This window comes from Novosphingobium sp. 18050 (assembly GCF_902706195.1).
GTDB lineage: Bacteria > Pseudomonadota > Alphaproteobacteria > Sphingomonadales > Sphingomonadaceae > Novosphingobium.
In genome coordinates, this window is record NZ_CACSJO010000002.1 from 25,084 (window position 1) to 40,637 (window position 15,554).

Genomic DNA, 15,554 nt, shown 5'->3' on the forward strand with positions numbered 1-15,554 from the left:
GAAGCATTTGCCGGGGCCGTTGGCGCTTCTTTAGGCGCAACCTCGCTTTAAGTCGAACCCTGCGGCCCGTCAGGGGGAGGATCAGGCCACGGCTTCGGCGATGCGCTTGCAGGCTTCGACCAGTTTGGCTTCGTCCGCTGCGAAGCTGATGCGGAAGCCGTCGCGGTGGCCGAAGGCGGAGGCGGGCACGATGGCGACGCCGTGGTCGAGCAGGTGTAGCGCCAGCCTGGCGTCGTCGCCGAACCGCTCCATCAGCGGGGCGGCGTCGACCATGCAGTAGAACGCACCGTCGGGCGTCGGGGTCGAAAGGCCGGGGATCGCGTTGATCGCGCCGACCACCAGATCGCGCCGGGCGCGGAAGCGTTCGCACCACTCGGCGAGGAATTCCTGCGGCCCCTCGAACGCGGCGACCGCAGCGGCCTGACTAATCGAGCAGGGGTTGCCCGAGGAATGCGACTGCAGCCGCTCCATCGCCTTGATGAGCCATTCCGGCCCGGCGGCAACGCCGATGCGGAAGCCGGTCATCGCGTGGCTCTTGGAAACGCCGGAGATCGTCAGGATGCGGTCGGCAAGGTCCGGGCACAGGTTCGCCAGAGTGGCGTGGCGCGCGCCGGTGTAGTTGATCGGCGCATAGATATCGTCCGACAGGATCAGGATGCGCGGGTGATGGCGCAGCACTTCACCGATGCCCAGCAGCATCTCGGCCGGGTAGCAGGCGCCGGTCGGGTTGCCGGGGCTGTTGAGCAGCAGCCACTGCGTGCGCGGGCCGATCTGGGCTTCGAGGTCGGCGGCGGTGAAGCGGAAGTTGTCCTTGGCGTGGGTGTGCAGCGGCACGACCTTGCCGCCGGCGAAGCGGATGATTTCCGGATAGCTGACCCACCACGGGGCAGGAACGATGGCCTCGTCGCCCTCACTCATGGTGGCGAGCATGGCGTGGAAGATCGCCTGCTTGCCGCCCGCGCTGACGGTCACCTGCGAGGTGGGAACCTCGATCCCGAGGTCGCGCGCGAAATGCAGGGCTGCCGCCTGCTTGAGGCGCGAGGTGCCGCCGACGGGGGTATATTTGGTATCGCCGCCGTCGAGCGCGGCCTTGGCGGCGTCCAGCACGTGGGGCGGGGTGGCGAAGTCCGGCTCGCCCACCGAGAGCGAGATGATGTCGCGGCCGGCCTCGCGCAATTGGGTGGCGCGGTCGGTCATCGCCGTCGTCTGCGACGGGGCAATGCGGGAGAGAGCGGCGGAGATATGCATCAGGTGAGCAGCCGGGCCGGCATCAATCCGCGCAGGGCGTTGCCGATCAGGAAGCCGTTCGCCAGATCGTCCAGCGTCAGCTGCGCCTCGCTTGCCTTGCCGGAATCCAGCAGCGAGCGGCGCAATACGCCCGGCAGCAGGCCGAGGCGCGCGGGCGGGGTGAGCAGGATGCCGCCGCGCTCCACGAAGATGTTGGTGAAGCAGCCTTCGGTGACCAGTCCGTCGTCGCGCAGCAGGATCGCCTCGTCGGCGCCGGCGTTTCTGGCGAGGGCGAGGCCCTTGTCGTAAAAACCGCGGTCGCTGGTCTTGTGGGCCAGTCGCCAGTCACCGCTGTCCACCGGTAGGCGCAGTACGGCGGCGCTGGCGGGTTCGGACAAAGCCGGCGGCACTTGCGCCAGTTCCAGCGAGAACGCGCCGGTACGGCCCACCACCAGACGCAGCTTGGAAGGCTTGTCGGCGTCGAAGCACAGGGCCTGGATCGCGTTGCGCACGCCGTGGCGGTCGAACCCGAAGCCCAGCGTGACCGCGCTCGCGCTGATCCTTTCAAGGTGAAGTTCGAGGAGGGCAATGCCAGTCTCGGGCGTGAAGCACATCGTCTCGATGAGGTCGAAGCTGGCGGGCGAGATCACTCCTCCAGACGCTCGAACTTCCGACTCTCGCACGAAACCCCCTTTGACCAGGCACTCCCGCCACTCGGGAAGGGCCTCAGAATCCGCGACGATCGCCGATCCTACCCCGAGGACCGCTTTACCGCCGCCTGCGCCTGCATTCCGGTCGGAAGAGAGGCGCAAGGTGCGGATTGCCACATTGAACGCCGCATCGCCAGAGGGTTCGACGTAGCCGATGGAGCCGCAGTAGACCCCGCGCGGCCAGCCTTCCACGGCGGCGATCAGTTCCATCGCCCGGATCTTGGGCGCGCCGGTGATCGAACCGCAGGGAAAAAGCGCGCGCAAGACGTCCACCGCGCCGGTTTCCGGGGCAAGCCGCGCCTCGACGGTGGAGACCATCTGGTGGACGGTGGGATAAGTTTCGACGCTGAAGGGGGCGAGGGCCTGTACGCTCCCGGCCTGTGCCACGCGGGACAGGTCGTTGCGCATCAGGTCAAGGATCATCAGGTTTTCCGCGCGGTCCTTGGGGCTGGCGGCAAGATCGGCGCGTAGGGCTGCGTCTTCCTGCGGAGTGCGGCCGCGCGGGCGGGTGCCTTTCATCGGTTTGACCCGGATAGTGCCGGCGCGCGCCGAAAAGAACAGCTCGGGCGAGAAGCTGAGATGCCAATGGGTGCCGTCGTGGATCACCCCGCCATAGCCCGCTGCCGCGTTGGCGCGGATCGCGGCGTAGAGGGCCAGCGGATCGCCGCGCCATGGCCCGGCCAGCGGGAATGTGAGGTTGGCCTGATAGATGTCCCCGGCCTCGATCGCGGCGTGGAGGGTGTCGAAGGCCTGTCGGTAGGCGGCGAATTCGATCTGGGGTTCGAGCGGGCCGATTGCCGGAATATTGGAACCGGCGTTGTCGGCCAGCCACTGCGGCACCTCTGCGGCGGGGATCGTCTCGTACCCGTCGAACACCCCGAACCAGAGCAGCGGCCCGCCCGCGCCGGTGCGTTGCGGGAGCAGGTCCGCAAGGCGTGGTTCGAGCGCCAGTCCGGCTTCGTAGGCGATGTAGCCGGCCACATGGCGGCCTGCGCGCGATAGCGTTTCGATGCGTGTCAGTGCGACGGTGACCTCGTCCCCCCGCATCGCGACGACGGTTTCTAGAGGCGCGCGGTAGAGCCGGGCGTCGGCGGCGCCCTCGCTGCGGGCGTCATCGAGGAGGATGAAGGGTTCTGGCATGGGCTGGCCCGGCCTTTAGCGGCACTGTGGGCCCGTGGCAAAAGCCCTGTCACCAAGCCTCCCCGGACTTGATCCGGGACCGCTGCGGGGGATGACGACGTGTTGCAATCGAATGGACGCGCTCTAAACCAGTATGGAAATGCAGGCGTGGAGACGGCCGGATGAGCGAAATCTTTCTCGGACTTGGCGGGAACGGCGAACGGCAAGTGCTGCGCCTCAGCCGCGCCAATCGCCACGGGCTGATCGCGGGCGCGACCGGCACCGGTAAGACCGTCACCCTGCAGACCATCGCCGAACAGTTCTCCGCCGCCGGGGTGCCGGTGTTCATGGCCGACGTGAAGGGCGATCTTTCGGGCATCTGCATGGCCGGCAGCCCGCAGTTCAAGAATGCCGCGATCCTCGAAGCGCGTGCCAGTGAGATCGGCATCACCGATTACGGATATTCCGATAATCCGGCGGTGTTCTGGGATATCTACGGCGAGCAGGGCCATCCGGTGCGCACCACCATCTCGGAAATGGGGCCGCTGCTGCTGGCGCGGCTGATGGATCTCAACGATACGCAGGAAGGTGTGCTCAACATCGTCTTCCGCTTCGCCGACGAGCAGGGGTTGCTGCTGCTCGATCTGGAGGATCTCCAGGCGATGCTGGCCTATACCGCCGAACACGCCTCCGAACTGTCGGCCAAGTACGGCAATATCACCAAGGCCAGTGTCGGCACGATCCAGCGCCAGCTGCTGTCGCTAGACAGTCAGGGCGCCGCGCAGTTTTTCGGTGAACCGGCGCTGGAGATCGCCGACTTCATCCGCTGCGACGACAAGGGGCGCGGATACATCAACGTTCTTGCCGCCGACAAGCTGATGCGCAGCCCGAAGCTCTACGCGACCTTCCTGTTATGGCTGCTGTCCGAGCTGTTCGAGGTGCTTCCCGAAGTGGGCGATCCCGACAAGCCCAAGCTGGTGTTCTTCTTCGACGAGGCACACCTGCTGTTCGACGATGCCCCCAAGGCGTTGACGGACAAAGTGGAGCAGGTGGTGCGTCTGGTCCGCTCCAAGGGCGTGGGTGTGTACTTCGTGACGCAAAACCCGATCGATATCCCCGAGAACATCGCGGGCCAGTTGGGCAATCGCGTGCAGCATGCGTTGCGGGCATTCACCCCGCGCGACAAGAAGGCGATTAAGGCTGCGGCGGATACGTTCCGCATCAATCCCGACCTCGACGTCGAGACTGCCATCACCGAACTCAAGGTGGGCGAAGCGCTGGTCTCCACGCTTGCCGATGACGGTTCGCCGGGCGTGGTGCAGCGCACGCTGGTGGCGCCGCCGCGATCGCGGCTGGGACCGATCGACGCCAAGGAGCGCGCCATCGTCCAGTCGATCAGCCCGGTAGAGGGCAAGTACGACACCCGCATCAACCGCGAGAGCGCCGAGGAAGTGCTGGCCGCCAAGGCCGCCGACGCTGCCGCCACCGCGCAGGAGGTGGCGGTGAAGGGCAAGGAGGAAGTCGGCAAGCAGGAGCGCAAGAGCCCGGGCCTGTGGGACGGCATCGGCGGCAAGGTCGCCAAGGCTGCGGCGGGCGCGGCTGCGGCCAGTGCCGGTTCGATCCTCGCGCAGACGATGCAGGGCAAGACGAGCCGCGCCAGCCCCAAGGCTTCCGCTGCCAGCGCTGTCGCCGGCACCGTGGGCGATACGCTGGGCAAGGCGATCGGTTTTCCGGGGCTGGGCCGTTTCGCGCGCAACCTCATCGGGGGGCTGATGCGCTGAGGGCGTGGGCGGGGAACGATTGGTATTGCCAGATAACCCACCCCGCTTGCCCTGAGCCTGTCGAAGCGCCGCAGCACGGCACCGGCATATTTTGCTTCGCCGACCGGCACAGGGTTCAGGACGGGCGGAATTGCGGCAAGGGGCTGCGTTTCCTTTCGAGGCGCAGCGCGGGGCTCCTTCTTGGCGTGATCTTCGCCGTTTCGCCGTTAAGTGCTGCCTGTGCGCAGGAATCGATCGTCGTCACTCCGGCGGCGGAAGCGATCCCGCTCGGCCGCCTGAGCGATGCGGTAGTGCCCACTTCCTACCGTCTGGATCTGACCGTGGACCCGGCACGCCCGCGCTTTTCGGGCCATGTCGAGATCGACGTGACCCTCGCCGCGCCGTCTGCCGAGATCTACCTGCACGGGCGCGGGCTGGCCGTTTCGCGCGTCGCCGCCAGCGTGGGCGGGCATACATTCGTCGGGGAGTGGCGCGAGGTGGACCCCACCGGCGTTGCCCGCATCACGTTCGCGGCGCCTCTGCCGGCCGGAGCGACGACCCTGTCGTTCGATTACGATGCTGCGTTCGGGGCTGGCCCGGCGGGCATGTTCCGCGTTGAGGTTGAAGGGGCTTGGTACAGCTGGACGCAGTTCCAGTCGATCGATGCGCGCGCCGCCTTTCCCTGCTTTGACCAGCCGGGGTTCAAGACGCCTTTCACGCTTACCTTGCGCACGCCGGCCGGGCTGGTCGCAATCGGCAATGCACTTGAGCAAGGCCCGCCCGCGACCGAAAACGGTCTTGCCGTTCACCGGTTCGCACCGACCCTGCCACTGCCGACGTATCTGGTCGCAATGATGGTGGGGCCTTTCGCGACGCTTGCCGGCGATGCGCAGCCGAATGAGGAGCGCACCGCGCCGCTGCCGATCCGCATCGCCTCCACCGCGCAGAACGGCGGGCAGCTGCAATTCGCGCTCGACGGTTCGAAGCAGATCGTCGGCCTGCTCGAAGACTACTTCGGCGAGCCGTTTCCCTTTCCAAAGCTGGATCAGGTGACCACGCCGATCCTGCCCGGCGCGATGGAGAATGCCGGCGCTGCGCTTTACCGTGACGACCTGCTGGTGATGGACGGGCAGGCGCCGGTGGTCCAGCAGCGCAGCTTCGGCATGGTCGCCGCGCATGAACTGGGGCACCAGTGGTTCGGCGATCTCGTCACGCCCGCGTGGTGGGACGACCTGTGGCTCAACGAGAGTTTCGCCAACTGGATCGGTTACCGCATCGGTGACGCATGGCGGCCGGACCTGGGCATCATGGGCGACGCGCTGGGCGCGGGCTACAATGCCATGGATACCGACGCGCTGCTGGCCGGGCGGCCGGTCCGCCAGCAGATCGCCCGCAGCAGCCAGATCGATTCGGCCTTCGATGCGATCACGTACGGTAAGGGCGGGCACGTCGTGGGCATGATCGCGGCGTGGCTGGGGGACGACAAGTTCCGCGAGGGTGTGCGCCGCCACATTGCCGCCCACCGTTTCGGTACGGCCACCAGCGACGATTTCTTCGCCTCGCTGGCGGGGGTGGCGGGCGATCCGCGGCTGGTGCCGGCGATGCGCAGCTTCGTCGAGCAGCAGGGCGTGCCCTTGCTGGCCATGAAGCAGAGCGGCGACAAGCTGGCGGTGACGCAGCTGCGCTATACCACCGCCGGGGTTGCCCCGCCCGATTCGCATTGGGTGATCCCGCTGTGCCTGCGGCGCGGGACGGCGCGAACGTGCGTCATCATGGACCGGGTCACCCAAAGCTTCACCATACCGGGCGAGGGCCCCGTGTTCCCCAATGCCGGGGGGACAGGCTATTACCGCTTCGAACTGACGGCCAAGCACTGGCAGCAGCTGATCGAGGGGGCAGACCAGCTTCCCGGCGGCGAGGCGCTGGCGCTGGTCGATTCGCTATGGGCCTCGATCCGGGGCGGGCGCGGCACCATCAGCGAGATGGGGCGGCTGGCCCACAAACTGATCCGTTCGCCCGATCCCCACGCCGCCGATGCGCCGGACAAGGCGCTGAGCCGGATGGTGCGCGAAAACATTGTCGGCGCGCAGGGACGGCGCGGTTTCCGTCTGCTGCGCGAGACCCTTTATGTGCCGCTGCTTGCGCAGTACGGTTTCGATCCGCGTGCGGGCATTTATGCGCACGAGACCTCCGCGCGGATGCAGCGCCGCGTGCAGATCGTGAATGCGCTGGTAGGGACCGGCGCGGGCAAGGATCTGCGCCGCAAGCTGGGCGAGGCGGCCACCGCATATCTGGCAGGCGACAGGGGCGCGCTCGATCCGGCCTGGCTCGATCATGCGCTGGACATCTACCTGTTCGACGGAGACGCCGCCGCCGCGCGCACTTTGCTGGAAAAGGGGCTGTCCTCGCAGGACCCGGTGTTCCGTCCCGCTGCGCTGGGCGCCGTCGCACGCATCGGTACGCCGGAGACGGCGGCGTGGCTGCTGGCGCTCACCGACCCGCGTCTGCGCGAGGGTGAGAAGCGCGATGTCCTCGACGGGATCATGACGCGCAGCGCCGCGCGCGAATATGGCTATGACTGGGCGCTCGTGCATGTCGACGAGCTGCTGGCCGGAGGTGAAGGGCAGTTCTTCGCCGTGCGCCTGCCGCAGGTGCTGGGGCGCTTCTGCTCGGTGGCATGGGCAGCGCGCATAGGCCGGGACTTTCGCGCAAAGCTGGCCGGAACGCCCGGAGCGCTGGAGCTGGAGCGGGCGATCGAGCGGGTGCGCAACTGCGGACTGCTCGACGACATGATGGGCGCACAGATCGACGCGGAATTCGCGGCGCTGCGCTGAAGGCTATCGCAAGAGGCCGGACCTAACCGACCGGGATTTCCAGCCGGGCGGTCAGGCCCTCGACCGTTCCCGCTGCCGACAGCCGGTTCGCAAGGATCAGGGCGCCGCCATGCTGGTCGGCGATCGCGCGCGCCAGCGCAAGGCCAAGGCCCGCGCCGCCCGTGGTCGAATTGCGCGAGGGATCGCCGCGCACGAAGGGGTTCATCATGTCCTCGATGGTGTCGTCCGGGATTCCGGGGCCGTCGTCCTCGATGAGGATCACGGCATTGCCGCCCTCGCGCACCAGCGTCACGCGCGCGCGTTTGCCATAACGCAGGGCATTGCCGATCAGGTTGCGCAAGGCTCGCCGCATCCAGGTGGAGCGCAGTTCCAGGACGATGCGCTGGGTATTCCCCATTTCCACCGGCTCGCCCATGTCCTCGTATTCCTCGACCACCGAGGCGACGAGGGCGGAGAGTTCGGTGCGCTCGCGCGGGTCGCTCGGACGGCCGACGCGGGCCAGTGAGAGGATGTCGTCGAGGGTGCGCACGATATCCTCGATGGTGCGCGCCATGCGCCCGCGCTCATTGTCGTCCTCGACCGATTCGATGCGCACGCGCAGCGCAGCCAGCGGGGTCTTGAGGTCGTGGCCGATGGCGCCGAGCATCACATCCTTCTCGTCGAGCATGGCGACGATGCGCGCCTCCATCGCGTTGTGCGCAATGATCAGGTGGCGCATGTCCTCAGGGCCACTGGGTTCCAGCTGGCCGACCGAGCCGGGAGCCACTGCGAACTGCTCGACCCGGCGGGTCAGCGCCGCCAGCGGCCGGGTGATCCGGCGCAGGATCAGCGCCACCGCACCGACCAGCACGAGATAGATGATGAGCGTCTGGACGATCAGCGGCTGGACCAGCACATTCGCGTCGCGCGGGGAGCGGACCCGAACGATCGTCCAGCCGCCGTCGGCCGACTGTTTTACGCCGACGACGAGCAGGTGGTCGTCCATACGGTCGGCGATCTGCCGTTCGTCCTTCCCGCGGTGCGCGGCCCACTTCATGGTGTTGTCGTGGCCAACGGGATCGCCGCGGACCGTGCGGTGGACCACCACGATGCCGGACGAAGGGAATTCCTGTTCGGTCAGAATGCGCTGGAGCCGTGCTTCTGCCTGGCGGTCGCGCGCCTCGCCGGGGGCGGCGGGCGATGCGTTGCTGGTCTCCAGCGGAAATCCGCGCAGGGGTGGGGCCGCGAAGGGTGGGCGCTCGTGATGGCCGATGTGGCCGATGGCGGCCCGGCCGCGTGTCTCGGCGATCAGGCGGAAGGCGGCGGCATTGACCATGCCCACCTCGTAGCTTTCGCGCTGGGCGCGGTAGACGAGCATGGCGCCTATGCCCTGCACCAGCAGCAGCGCGGCGGCGACGGCCAGCAACATCTGGCCCATCAGGCTCTTGGGCCGCAGGATGGAAAGACGGGGAAACTGCATCAGTCGTCCAGGAGAACGCGGCGCACGTCGGTGGCCAGCATGTACCCGCCGCCCCATACGGTTTGGATCAGTTGCGGGTTGCGGCTGTCGACTTCCACCTTGCGGCGCAGGCGGCTGACCTGGTTATCTACCGCGCGGTCGAACAGGTGCGCCTCGCGGCCCTGCACCATGTCGAGCAGGCGGTCGCGGTTGAGCACCTGACGGGGGTGTTCGAGGAAAGCCAGCAGCAGGCGGAATTCGACAGAGGAGATCGCAACGATGGCGCCTTCCTGGTCGATCAGGCGGCGCTTGAGCGGATCGAGGCGCCAGCCTTCGAATTCGAAGGCCTCGTTCTCCGCCGCCGCCGGAGCGCTGCGAGAGGAGCGGCGCAGGACGCTGCGGATGCGGGCGACCAGTTCGCGCGGCTCAAAGGGCTTTACCACGTAATCGTCGGCGCCGATTTCCAGGCCGACGATGCGGTCGGTCGCCTCCCCGCGCGCGGTGAGGAAGATCACCGGCAGGTCCTGCGTCTCGACGAGGTGGCGGCACAGCGAGAGACCGTCCTCGCCGGGCATCATGATGTCGAGAAGGACGAGGTCGAACGAGCCTTCGTTCTGGGTATCGCGCAGGCGCGAACGGGCCTCGGCCGCGCTGGAACACTGGACGACGGCGAACCCCTGCCGCGACAGATAGTCGCCCAGGGGTTCGCGCAGGGCTGCTTCGTCGTCGACGAGAAGCAGCTTGGCCGGTGCGGGGGAGGGCGCGGTATCGTTCATCTCAAATCCTTGATTACCGCGCCGTCCTGTCAGTTTCCGGCCTTCTTGTCAGCCCGCTTTGCTTCCCACTGCGCCTTCATGGCTTCGCGGGCGGCCTGCTTTTCTTCCTTGGTCACCTTGCCGTCGTGGTTGGTGTCCGCGGCATCGAAGCGCTTCATGGCGGCGGCCATGAATTCGTCCTTGCTGATGGCGCCGTCGTGGTTGGTGTCGGCATCGCGGGCCATGGCCATCATGCCGCCGCCCATCCGGCCGCCGCCAAAGCCGTGTCCGCCGCGCTTGCCGTGGTGGCCGCGGCCTTCGCCGCGCGGGCCATCCTTGCCGGGGCCATCCTTGCCCATTTCACCCGGAGGCGGCGGGGGGCCGTCCATGCCGGGGCCGCGGCCGCGACCTTCGGGGCCCCTGTCGGCCATGAATTCGGCCTTCGAGATCGAGCCGTCCTTGTTGGTGTCGAGCTTGGCGAACTTGCCTTCGCGCTTCTGCTGGCGGGCCAGTTCGCGGTCGGCCTGGTCGATCTTGCCGTCCTTGTTGACGTCCAGCTTCGCGAACATCGCGGCGGCAGCGGCCTGGGCCTCGGCGCGGGTGACAACGCCGTCGCCGTTGGCGTCGATCTTCGGACGTTCGTGGCCGGGGCGATCCGGGGCGGCAGGCGCCTGGGCGCAGGCAACGCCGCCGATGGAAAGAGCCGCGACCGAAAGCCCCAGCGTCAGTTTCTTGATGGTGGTAATCATGAGCGTGTGTCCCGAACAGAAAAATGGATAAGAGCCGCGAGACGGGGAAGGGAGGGGGAAGAACTGCCCCGCGGCTCTCTGAGAACTGTTCTAGACGCGTCTTGTCGCGCAGTTATGCCGGACGAGGCGATTATTGTCGCCAATTGTCACATTCGTCGCGACCTGTTCAGGTGCGGGCAAAGCTGATGAACGCTGCGTTCAGCGCGGGCGCCCTTCGGTGCCTTCCCCCGCGGTGATGAACAGCACGCTGGCGGCCGTTACGACATTGGCGGTGTGCCATACACCCGCCGGGTTGATGAGGTACTGGCCAGCCGTGATGGTCTCGGAATGGAGGCTACCGTCGGGTCCTTCCTGGATCAGCGTCAGTTCGCCGGAGAGGCATACGACCAGTTCGTCGCCCACCGGATGCATTTCCCAGACATCCCAGTCCGAGGTGAAGTCGTACATCGAGACGAGACGGCCTTCGCTGCCGTCCGCCGCGTTACGCTGCGCATAGGCCGCATACCACTCCATGCCGGTGAAGGGCGGCTGGGCGCTGGCCTTCGCGCCCAGCCCGAGGTGAACCGGATTGGTGCGAAGGTCATGCGCCCTGGTGGTCATGTCACAGCGCCACGCACTGCGCTTCGAGCCAGGCTTTGGAGGCGCCTTCCAGCTGCGGGCCAACGATCTCCAGCACGCGGGCGTGATAGGTGTTCCACCATAGGATCTCCGTTTCCGTGAGCAGTCCGGTGTCGACCAGATGGCGCTCGATAGGAACATGGGTCAGCGTTTCGAAGCCGAAGAAATCTCCTTCCGCGCCGGCAATCGTGCGCGGTTCGACAAGGACGAGGTTCTCGATGCGGATGCCGTATTCGCCGGTCTTGTAATAGCCCGGTTCGTTGGAGAGGAACATGCCCGCCAGCAGCGGCTGGTCGCCGCCGGGCTGTCCGCCCGCCGACTTGGCGATGCGCTGCGGGCCTTCGTGGACGGAGAGGAAGCTGCCGACGCCGTGGCCGGTGCCGTGGGCATAGTCCAGCCCGGCCTGCCACAGTGGCATGCGCGCCAGCACGTCGAGCTGGCTGCCCGCCGTGCCCTTGGGAAACACCGCCGAGGCAAGGGCGATGTGGCCCTTGAGCACGCGGGTGAAGCGGTCCTTCACTTCCGGGCCCGGGGCGTCCGGGCCGACCCAGACGGTGCGGGTGATGTCGGTGGTGCCATCGGGATACTGGCCGCCCGAATCGACGAGGTAGACCGAATTGGGCTCCAGCGTGCGGTTGGTTTCCTCCGAGACGCGGTAGTGGACTATGGCGCCGTTCGGCCCAGCGCCCGAAATCGTGTCGAACGAGAGGTCGCGCAGGTCGCCCGCTTCCTGGCGGCAGGCCTGGAGCCTGTCGGCGGCGGAAATTTCGGTGACTTCACCCTTGGGCGCTTCCACCGCGAGCCAGTGCAGGAAGCGCGATACGGCGGCGCCGTCGCGGGCCTGTGCGGCGCGGTGGCCGGCCTGCTCGACCGGGTTCTTGATCGCCTTGGGCAGCACGGTGGGGTCGCGGTCCTCGACCACGGTGGCGCCCGCTTCGCGAAGCTGCTCGAAGATCGCGCTGACCGCACGCTCGGGGTCGACGGAGACGCGCTTGCCGGCAAGTTCGCGCAAGGCACCGACGAAACCGTCGCGCGGCTTGATGCTGACTGCATTGCCGAGGTGACGGCGCAGTTCCTCGGTCACCTTCTCGGGCGCGATGAACAGGTCGGCGGTGCCATTGGCACGCGCGATCACGTAGGACAGGGCGACCGGCGTGCGCTCCACGTCGGTGCCGCGGATGTTGAGCAGCCAGGCGATCGAATCGAGCGCGGTGATGACGGCGGCGTCGAGGTTATGGGCTGCCAGCCATTCGGAAACGGCAGCGCGCTTGGCCTCGCTGACCTCGCCGGTGAACTGGTCGGGATGGACGAGGGCAGGGGCCGGCGAAGGGGCCGGGCGGTCCTGCCACACGGTGTCGACCGGGTTGCCGTCCACCGCGACAAGGCTGCCGCCCCTAGCCGCCAGCGCCTTCTCGGCGGCCTGCGCCCACTTCGACCCGTGCAGCCAGGCGTCATAGCCGATCTTCGCGCCCGCCGGGGCGTGGATGCCGAGCCAGCCCGCGATGGTCGTCTGCGGTACGCTTTCGTAGGCGTAAAGCCGTCCGTCGACCTGATCGCGCACCTGCAGGGTGTAGCGCCCGTCCACGAACATGGCCGCCGCCGGGGTCAAAGTGGGATCGGTAAGCACCACTGCCGTACCCGCCGATCCGCCGAAGCCGGTCAGCCATTCGAGGCGCTGGGCATAGGCGCCGACATATTCGCTCATGTGCTCGTCGGAAATCGGGATCACGAAGCCGTCTAGGCCGCGCGCCTTCAGCTCCTTGCGGAGGGCATCGAGGCGGGCTTCATGGGTATTCATCAGCATGGGTAAGGTATCCGGCTTGCGGGTGTCATGTACCGAACATAGATGGTGACCATGGCAGATTCCACCCCGACCCTGATCGGTCCCCCGCTGGCGGCAAAAAAGCCGCATTCGATCACCCACCACGGCGTGACCGTGACCGACGATTACGCATGGCTGCGTGACGCCGGTTATCCCGAAGTGACCGACAAGGAAGTGCTCGCCCACCTCGAGGCGGAGAACGACTGGTTCAAGTCGCGCATGGGCGCGCATCAGGGCCGCATCGATTCGTTGTTCACGGAAATGCGCGGGCGCATCAAGGAGGCCGATACCTCGGTCCCGCAGAAGGACGGTGACTGGCTCTACTGGATCGAGTTCGAGGAAGGCGCTGAATACAAGAAGTGGTGGCGCAAGCCCGTCGCGGGCGGCCCGGACGAGCTGATGCTCGACGAAGTGGCGCTGGCCGAAGGCAAGGAATATTTCAACCTCGGCGCGATTTCGACCAGCGCCAACGGCAAGCTGCTGGCCTATGCCTACGATGACAACGGTTCGGAGCGCTTCACCGCCCGCATCAAGGACCTCGCCACCGGCGAACTGCTGGCCGACGAAATCCCCGGCACCCTGTCCTCGCTGGTGTGGGTCGCGGATGACAAGGCGCTCGTCTACTCGCTCGCCAACGAGCAGTGGCGGACCGATAACGCCCGCCTGCACTGGCTGGGCCAGCCACTGGAAAGCGATGTCGAGCTTTACCACGAGGACGACGAGGGTTTCCGCGTCGGTTCCTCGCTGACCGCCAACGAAAAGTGGCTGCTGATCGGCTCCAGCGATCATGAAACCAGCGAGTGCCGCATGGTCCTCGCCGCCGATCCGCTGGGTCCGCAGATCCTGGTGAAAGCGCGCGTGAAGGGCGTCGAATACGACGTCGACGAGCGCGAAGACGTGCTCTACATCCACACCAACGACACCCACGAGAACTTCCGCCTCGCCACGGCGCCGCTGGCCGATCCCGGCACGTGGACCACCCTGATCGAGGGTTCGGACGCATTCTACCTGCTGGGCGCAGACCTGTTCCGCGATTTCTACGTGATCGAGGGCCGCCTTGTCGGTCTCGACCAGATTCAGGTGCGTTACTACGACGATCCGGCCCGCGTGGAGGCAATCTCGTTCCCCGAGGCGAGCTATGCGGCTGGGCTGTCTAACAACCCCGAATGGCACATGACGACCCTGCGGCTCAGCTACGAGTCGATGGTCGCGCCTGCATCGGTGCTGGATTACGACGTGGCCGCGCGCACGCTGGAGACGCTCAAGGTCCAGGAAATCCCCTCGGGCTACGACGCTTCGCTCTATGCCACCGAGCGTCTGGAGATCACCGCGCGCGATGGCACGGCGATCCCGGTCTCGATCGTCTACCGCCGTGACCGGGCCGAGGCGGGCGGCGGCGCGGGACCGCTGCATCTCTACGGCTACGGCGCTTACGGCATCAGCATCGACCCCGGCTTCTCGACGACGCGCCTTAGCCTTGTCGACCGCGGGTTCGCCTATGCCATCGCTCACATCCGCGGCGGCGACGACATGGGCCGCGCCTGGTACAAGGCCGGCAAGCTGGAGCGGCGCACCAATACCTTCAACGACTTCGTCGATGTGGCGAAGGGTCTGGTGGAGCGCGGATTCACTTCGGCCGGAAAGATCAGCATCTCGGGCGGCTCTGCCGGCGGGGAACTGATGGGCGCGGTCATCAACTCCGACCCTGACCTGTTCGGCGCGGTGGTGGCGCATGTGCCTTTCGTGGACGTGCTCAACACGATGCTCGACGACACGCTGCCGCTGACGCCGGGCGAGTGGCCGGAATGGGGCAACCCGATCGAGGACAAGGCCGCTTTCGAGCTGATCGCCAGCTACAGCCCTTACGATCAGGTCAGTGCGCAAGGCTATCCGCCGCTGATGGTGACTGCCGGTCTCAACGACCCGCGCGTGACCTATTGGGAGCCGGCCAAGTGGGTCGCCCGCCTGCGCGAACTCAAGACCGACGGCAACGAACTGATCCTCAAGACCAACATGGGCGCGGGCCACGGCGGCAAGTCGGGCCGGTTCGAAAGCCTGAAGGAAACGGCGGAGGAATTCGCCTTCATCCTGTGGCAGATGGGCGTCGAGGGTTGAGTAAGCACTTCACCCTGACCTTCACGGCGCAGGCCCATGACATCGACATCATGGGCCACGTCAACAATGCGGTCTGGGTGCAGTGGATGGAAGCGATGGCGGGCGCGCACTGGGCCGCGCTCGCCCCGGCGGAGCATCAGGCGAAATACGCCTGGCTCGTGACCCGTCACGAGATCGACTATCGCGGCAACATCCGCGAGGGCGAGAGCGTGACGGGCGAAACGTTCATCCCCGAAGGGCCGAGCGGGGCCCGCTTCGATCGGCGGGTGGATTTCCGCAATTCCGCCGGAAAGGTGATCGTCTCGGCCAGGACGACCTGGGCGATGATCGATATCGCCTCGGGCCGGCTGATGCGGGTGCCGCCGGAAGTGGCGGCGCCGTTCGTAAGCTGATTCCTCCCCGGTGGG

11 protein-coding genes are annotated in these 15,554 nt (G+C 67.0%); 4 read left to right on the forward strand and 7 right to left on the reverse strand.

The annotated features are described in order from the left end of the window. Positions 1–81: 81 nt before the first annotated feature. On the reverse strand, positions 82–1,248 hold the full coding sequence (locus GVL61_RS02605; protein WP_159976732.1) for a pyridoxal phosphate-dependent aminotransferase: 1,167 nt from the start codon (positions 1,246–1,248) through the stop codon (positions 82–84). Then, complete coding sequence (gene pabB, locus GVL61_RS02610; protein ID WP_159976734.1) at positions 1,248–3,077, reverse strand: aminodeoxychorismate synthase component I; 1,830 nt, start codon at positions 3,075–3,077, stop codon at positions 1,248–1,250. Before pabB ends, GVL61_RS02605 begins: the two co-directional genes overlap by 1 nt. A gap of 161 nt (positions 3,078–3,238) precedes the next feature. Here pabB and GVL61_RS02615 point away from each other — a divergent pair, with 161 nt between their 5' ends. Further along, on the forward strand, positions 3,239–4,837 hold the full coding sequence (locus GVL61_RS02615; RefSeq protein ID WP_159976736.1) for a helicase HerA-like domain-containing protein: 1,599 nt from the start codon (positions 3,239–3,241) through the stop codon (positions 4,835–4,837). 185 nt (positions 4,838–5,022) lie between these two features. Beyond that, entirely contained in the window at positions 5,023–7,650 is a 2,628-nt protein-coding gene (locus GVL61_RS02620) for a M1 family metallopeptidase (protein WP_159976737.1), read from the forward strand. A 22-nt stretch (positions 7,651–7,672) separates the two neighbouring features. Here GVL61_RS02620 and GVL61_RS02625 read toward each other — a convergent pair whose 3' ends face one another. From GVL61_RS02625 to GVL61_RS02645, 5 genes are all read right to left on the reverse strand, one after another. Further along, positions 7,673–9,109 (reverse strand): ATP-binding protein, encoded by a 1,437-nt coding sequence (locus GVL61_RS02625; RefSeq protein ID WP_235037505.1) that lies wholly within the window; start codon positions 9,107–9,109, stop codon positions 7,673–7,675. Then, a complete protein-coding gene (locus GVL61_RS02630; RefSeq protein WP_159976739.1) occupies positions 9,109–9,864 on the reverse strand; it encodes a response regulator in 756 nt (251 codons plus the stop codon). The genes GVL61_RS02625 and GVL61_RS02630 overlap by 1 nt, the downstream gene beginning before the upstream one ends. Before the next feature lie 29 nt (positions 9,865–9,893). Continuing rightward, positions 9,894–10,592, reverse strand: a complete 699-nt coding sequence (locus GVL61_RS25235) for an EF-hand domain-containing protein (RefSeq protein WP_200844705.1) — start codon at positions 10,590–10,592, stop codon at positions 9,894–9,896. A gap of 198 nt (positions 10,593–10,790) precedes the next feature. Next, positions 10,791–11,192 (reverse strand): cupin domain-containing protein, encoded by a 402-nt coding sequence (locus GVL61_RS02640; protein WP_159976741.1) that lies wholly within the window; start codon positions 11,190–11,192, stop codon positions 10,791–10,793. A gap of 1 nt (position 11,193) precedes the next feature. After that, positions 11,194–13,008 (reverse strand): aminopeptidase P family protein, encoded by a 1,815-nt coding sequence (locus GVL61_RS02645; protein ID WP_159977291.1) that lies wholly within the window; start codon positions 13,006–13,008, stop codon positions 11,194–11,196. 48 nt (positions 13,009–13,056) lie between these two features. On the opposite strand from GVL61_RS02645, the gene GVL61_RS02650 reads away from it, so the two are divergent. Further along, on the forward strand, positions 13,057–15,147 hold the full coding sequence (locus tag GVL61_RS02650) for a S9 family peptidase (protein WP_159976743.1): 2,091 nt from the start codon (positions 13,057–13,059) through the stop codon (positions 15,145–15,147). Continuing rightward, positions 15,144–15,539: a thioesterase family protein gene (locus GVL61_RS02655; RefSeq protein ID WP_159976745.1), complete on the forward strand. Its 396-nt coding sequence runs from the start codon at positions 15,144–15,146 to the stop codon at positions 15,537–15,539. Before GVL61_RS02650 ends, GVL61_RS02655 begins: the two co-directional genes overlap by 4 nt. Positions 15,540–15,554 lie beyond the last annotated feature (15 nt).

Excerpts from the sequence above, each read along its gene's own strand:
- GVL61_RS02630 (WP_159976739.1), bottom strand. The coding sequence starts at position 9,864 with ATGAACGATACCGCGCCCTCCCCCGCACCGGCCAAGCTGCTTCTCGTC.
- GVL61_RS02645 (WP_159977291.1), bottom strand. The coding sequence starts at position 13,008 with ATGAATACCCATGAAGCCCGCCTCGATGCCCTCCGCAAGGAGCTGAAG.
- GVL61_RS02605 (WP_159976732.1), bottom strand. The coding sequence starts at position 1,248 with ATGCATATCTCCGCCGCTCTCTCCCGCATTGCCCCGTCGCAGACGACG.
- GVL61_RS02640 (WP_159976741.1), bottom strand. The coding sequence starts at position 11,192 with ATGACCACCAGGGCGCATGACCTTCGCACCAATCCGGTTCACCTCGGG.
- GVL61_RS02625 (WP_235037505.1), bottom strand. The coding sequence starts at position 9,109 with ATGCAGTTTCCCCGTCTTTCCATCCTGCGGCCCAAGAGCCTGATGGGC.
- GVL61_RS02615 (WP_159976736.1), top strand. The coding sequence starts at position 3,239 with ATGAGCGAAATCTTTCTCGGACTTGGCGGGAACGGCGAACGGCAAGTG.
- GVL61_RS02650 (WP_159976743.1), top strand. The coding sequence starts at position 13,057 with ATGGTGACCATGGCAGATTCCACCCCGACCCTGATCGGTCCCCCGCTG.
- pabB (WP_159976734.1), bottom strand. The coding sequence starts at position 3,077 with ATGCCAGAACCCTTCATCCTCCTCGATGACGCCCGCAGCGAGGGCGCC.
- GVL61_RS25235 (WP_200844705.1), bottom strand. The coding sequence starts at position 10,592 with ATGATTACCACCATCAAGAAACTGACGCTGGGGCTTTCGGTCGCGGCT.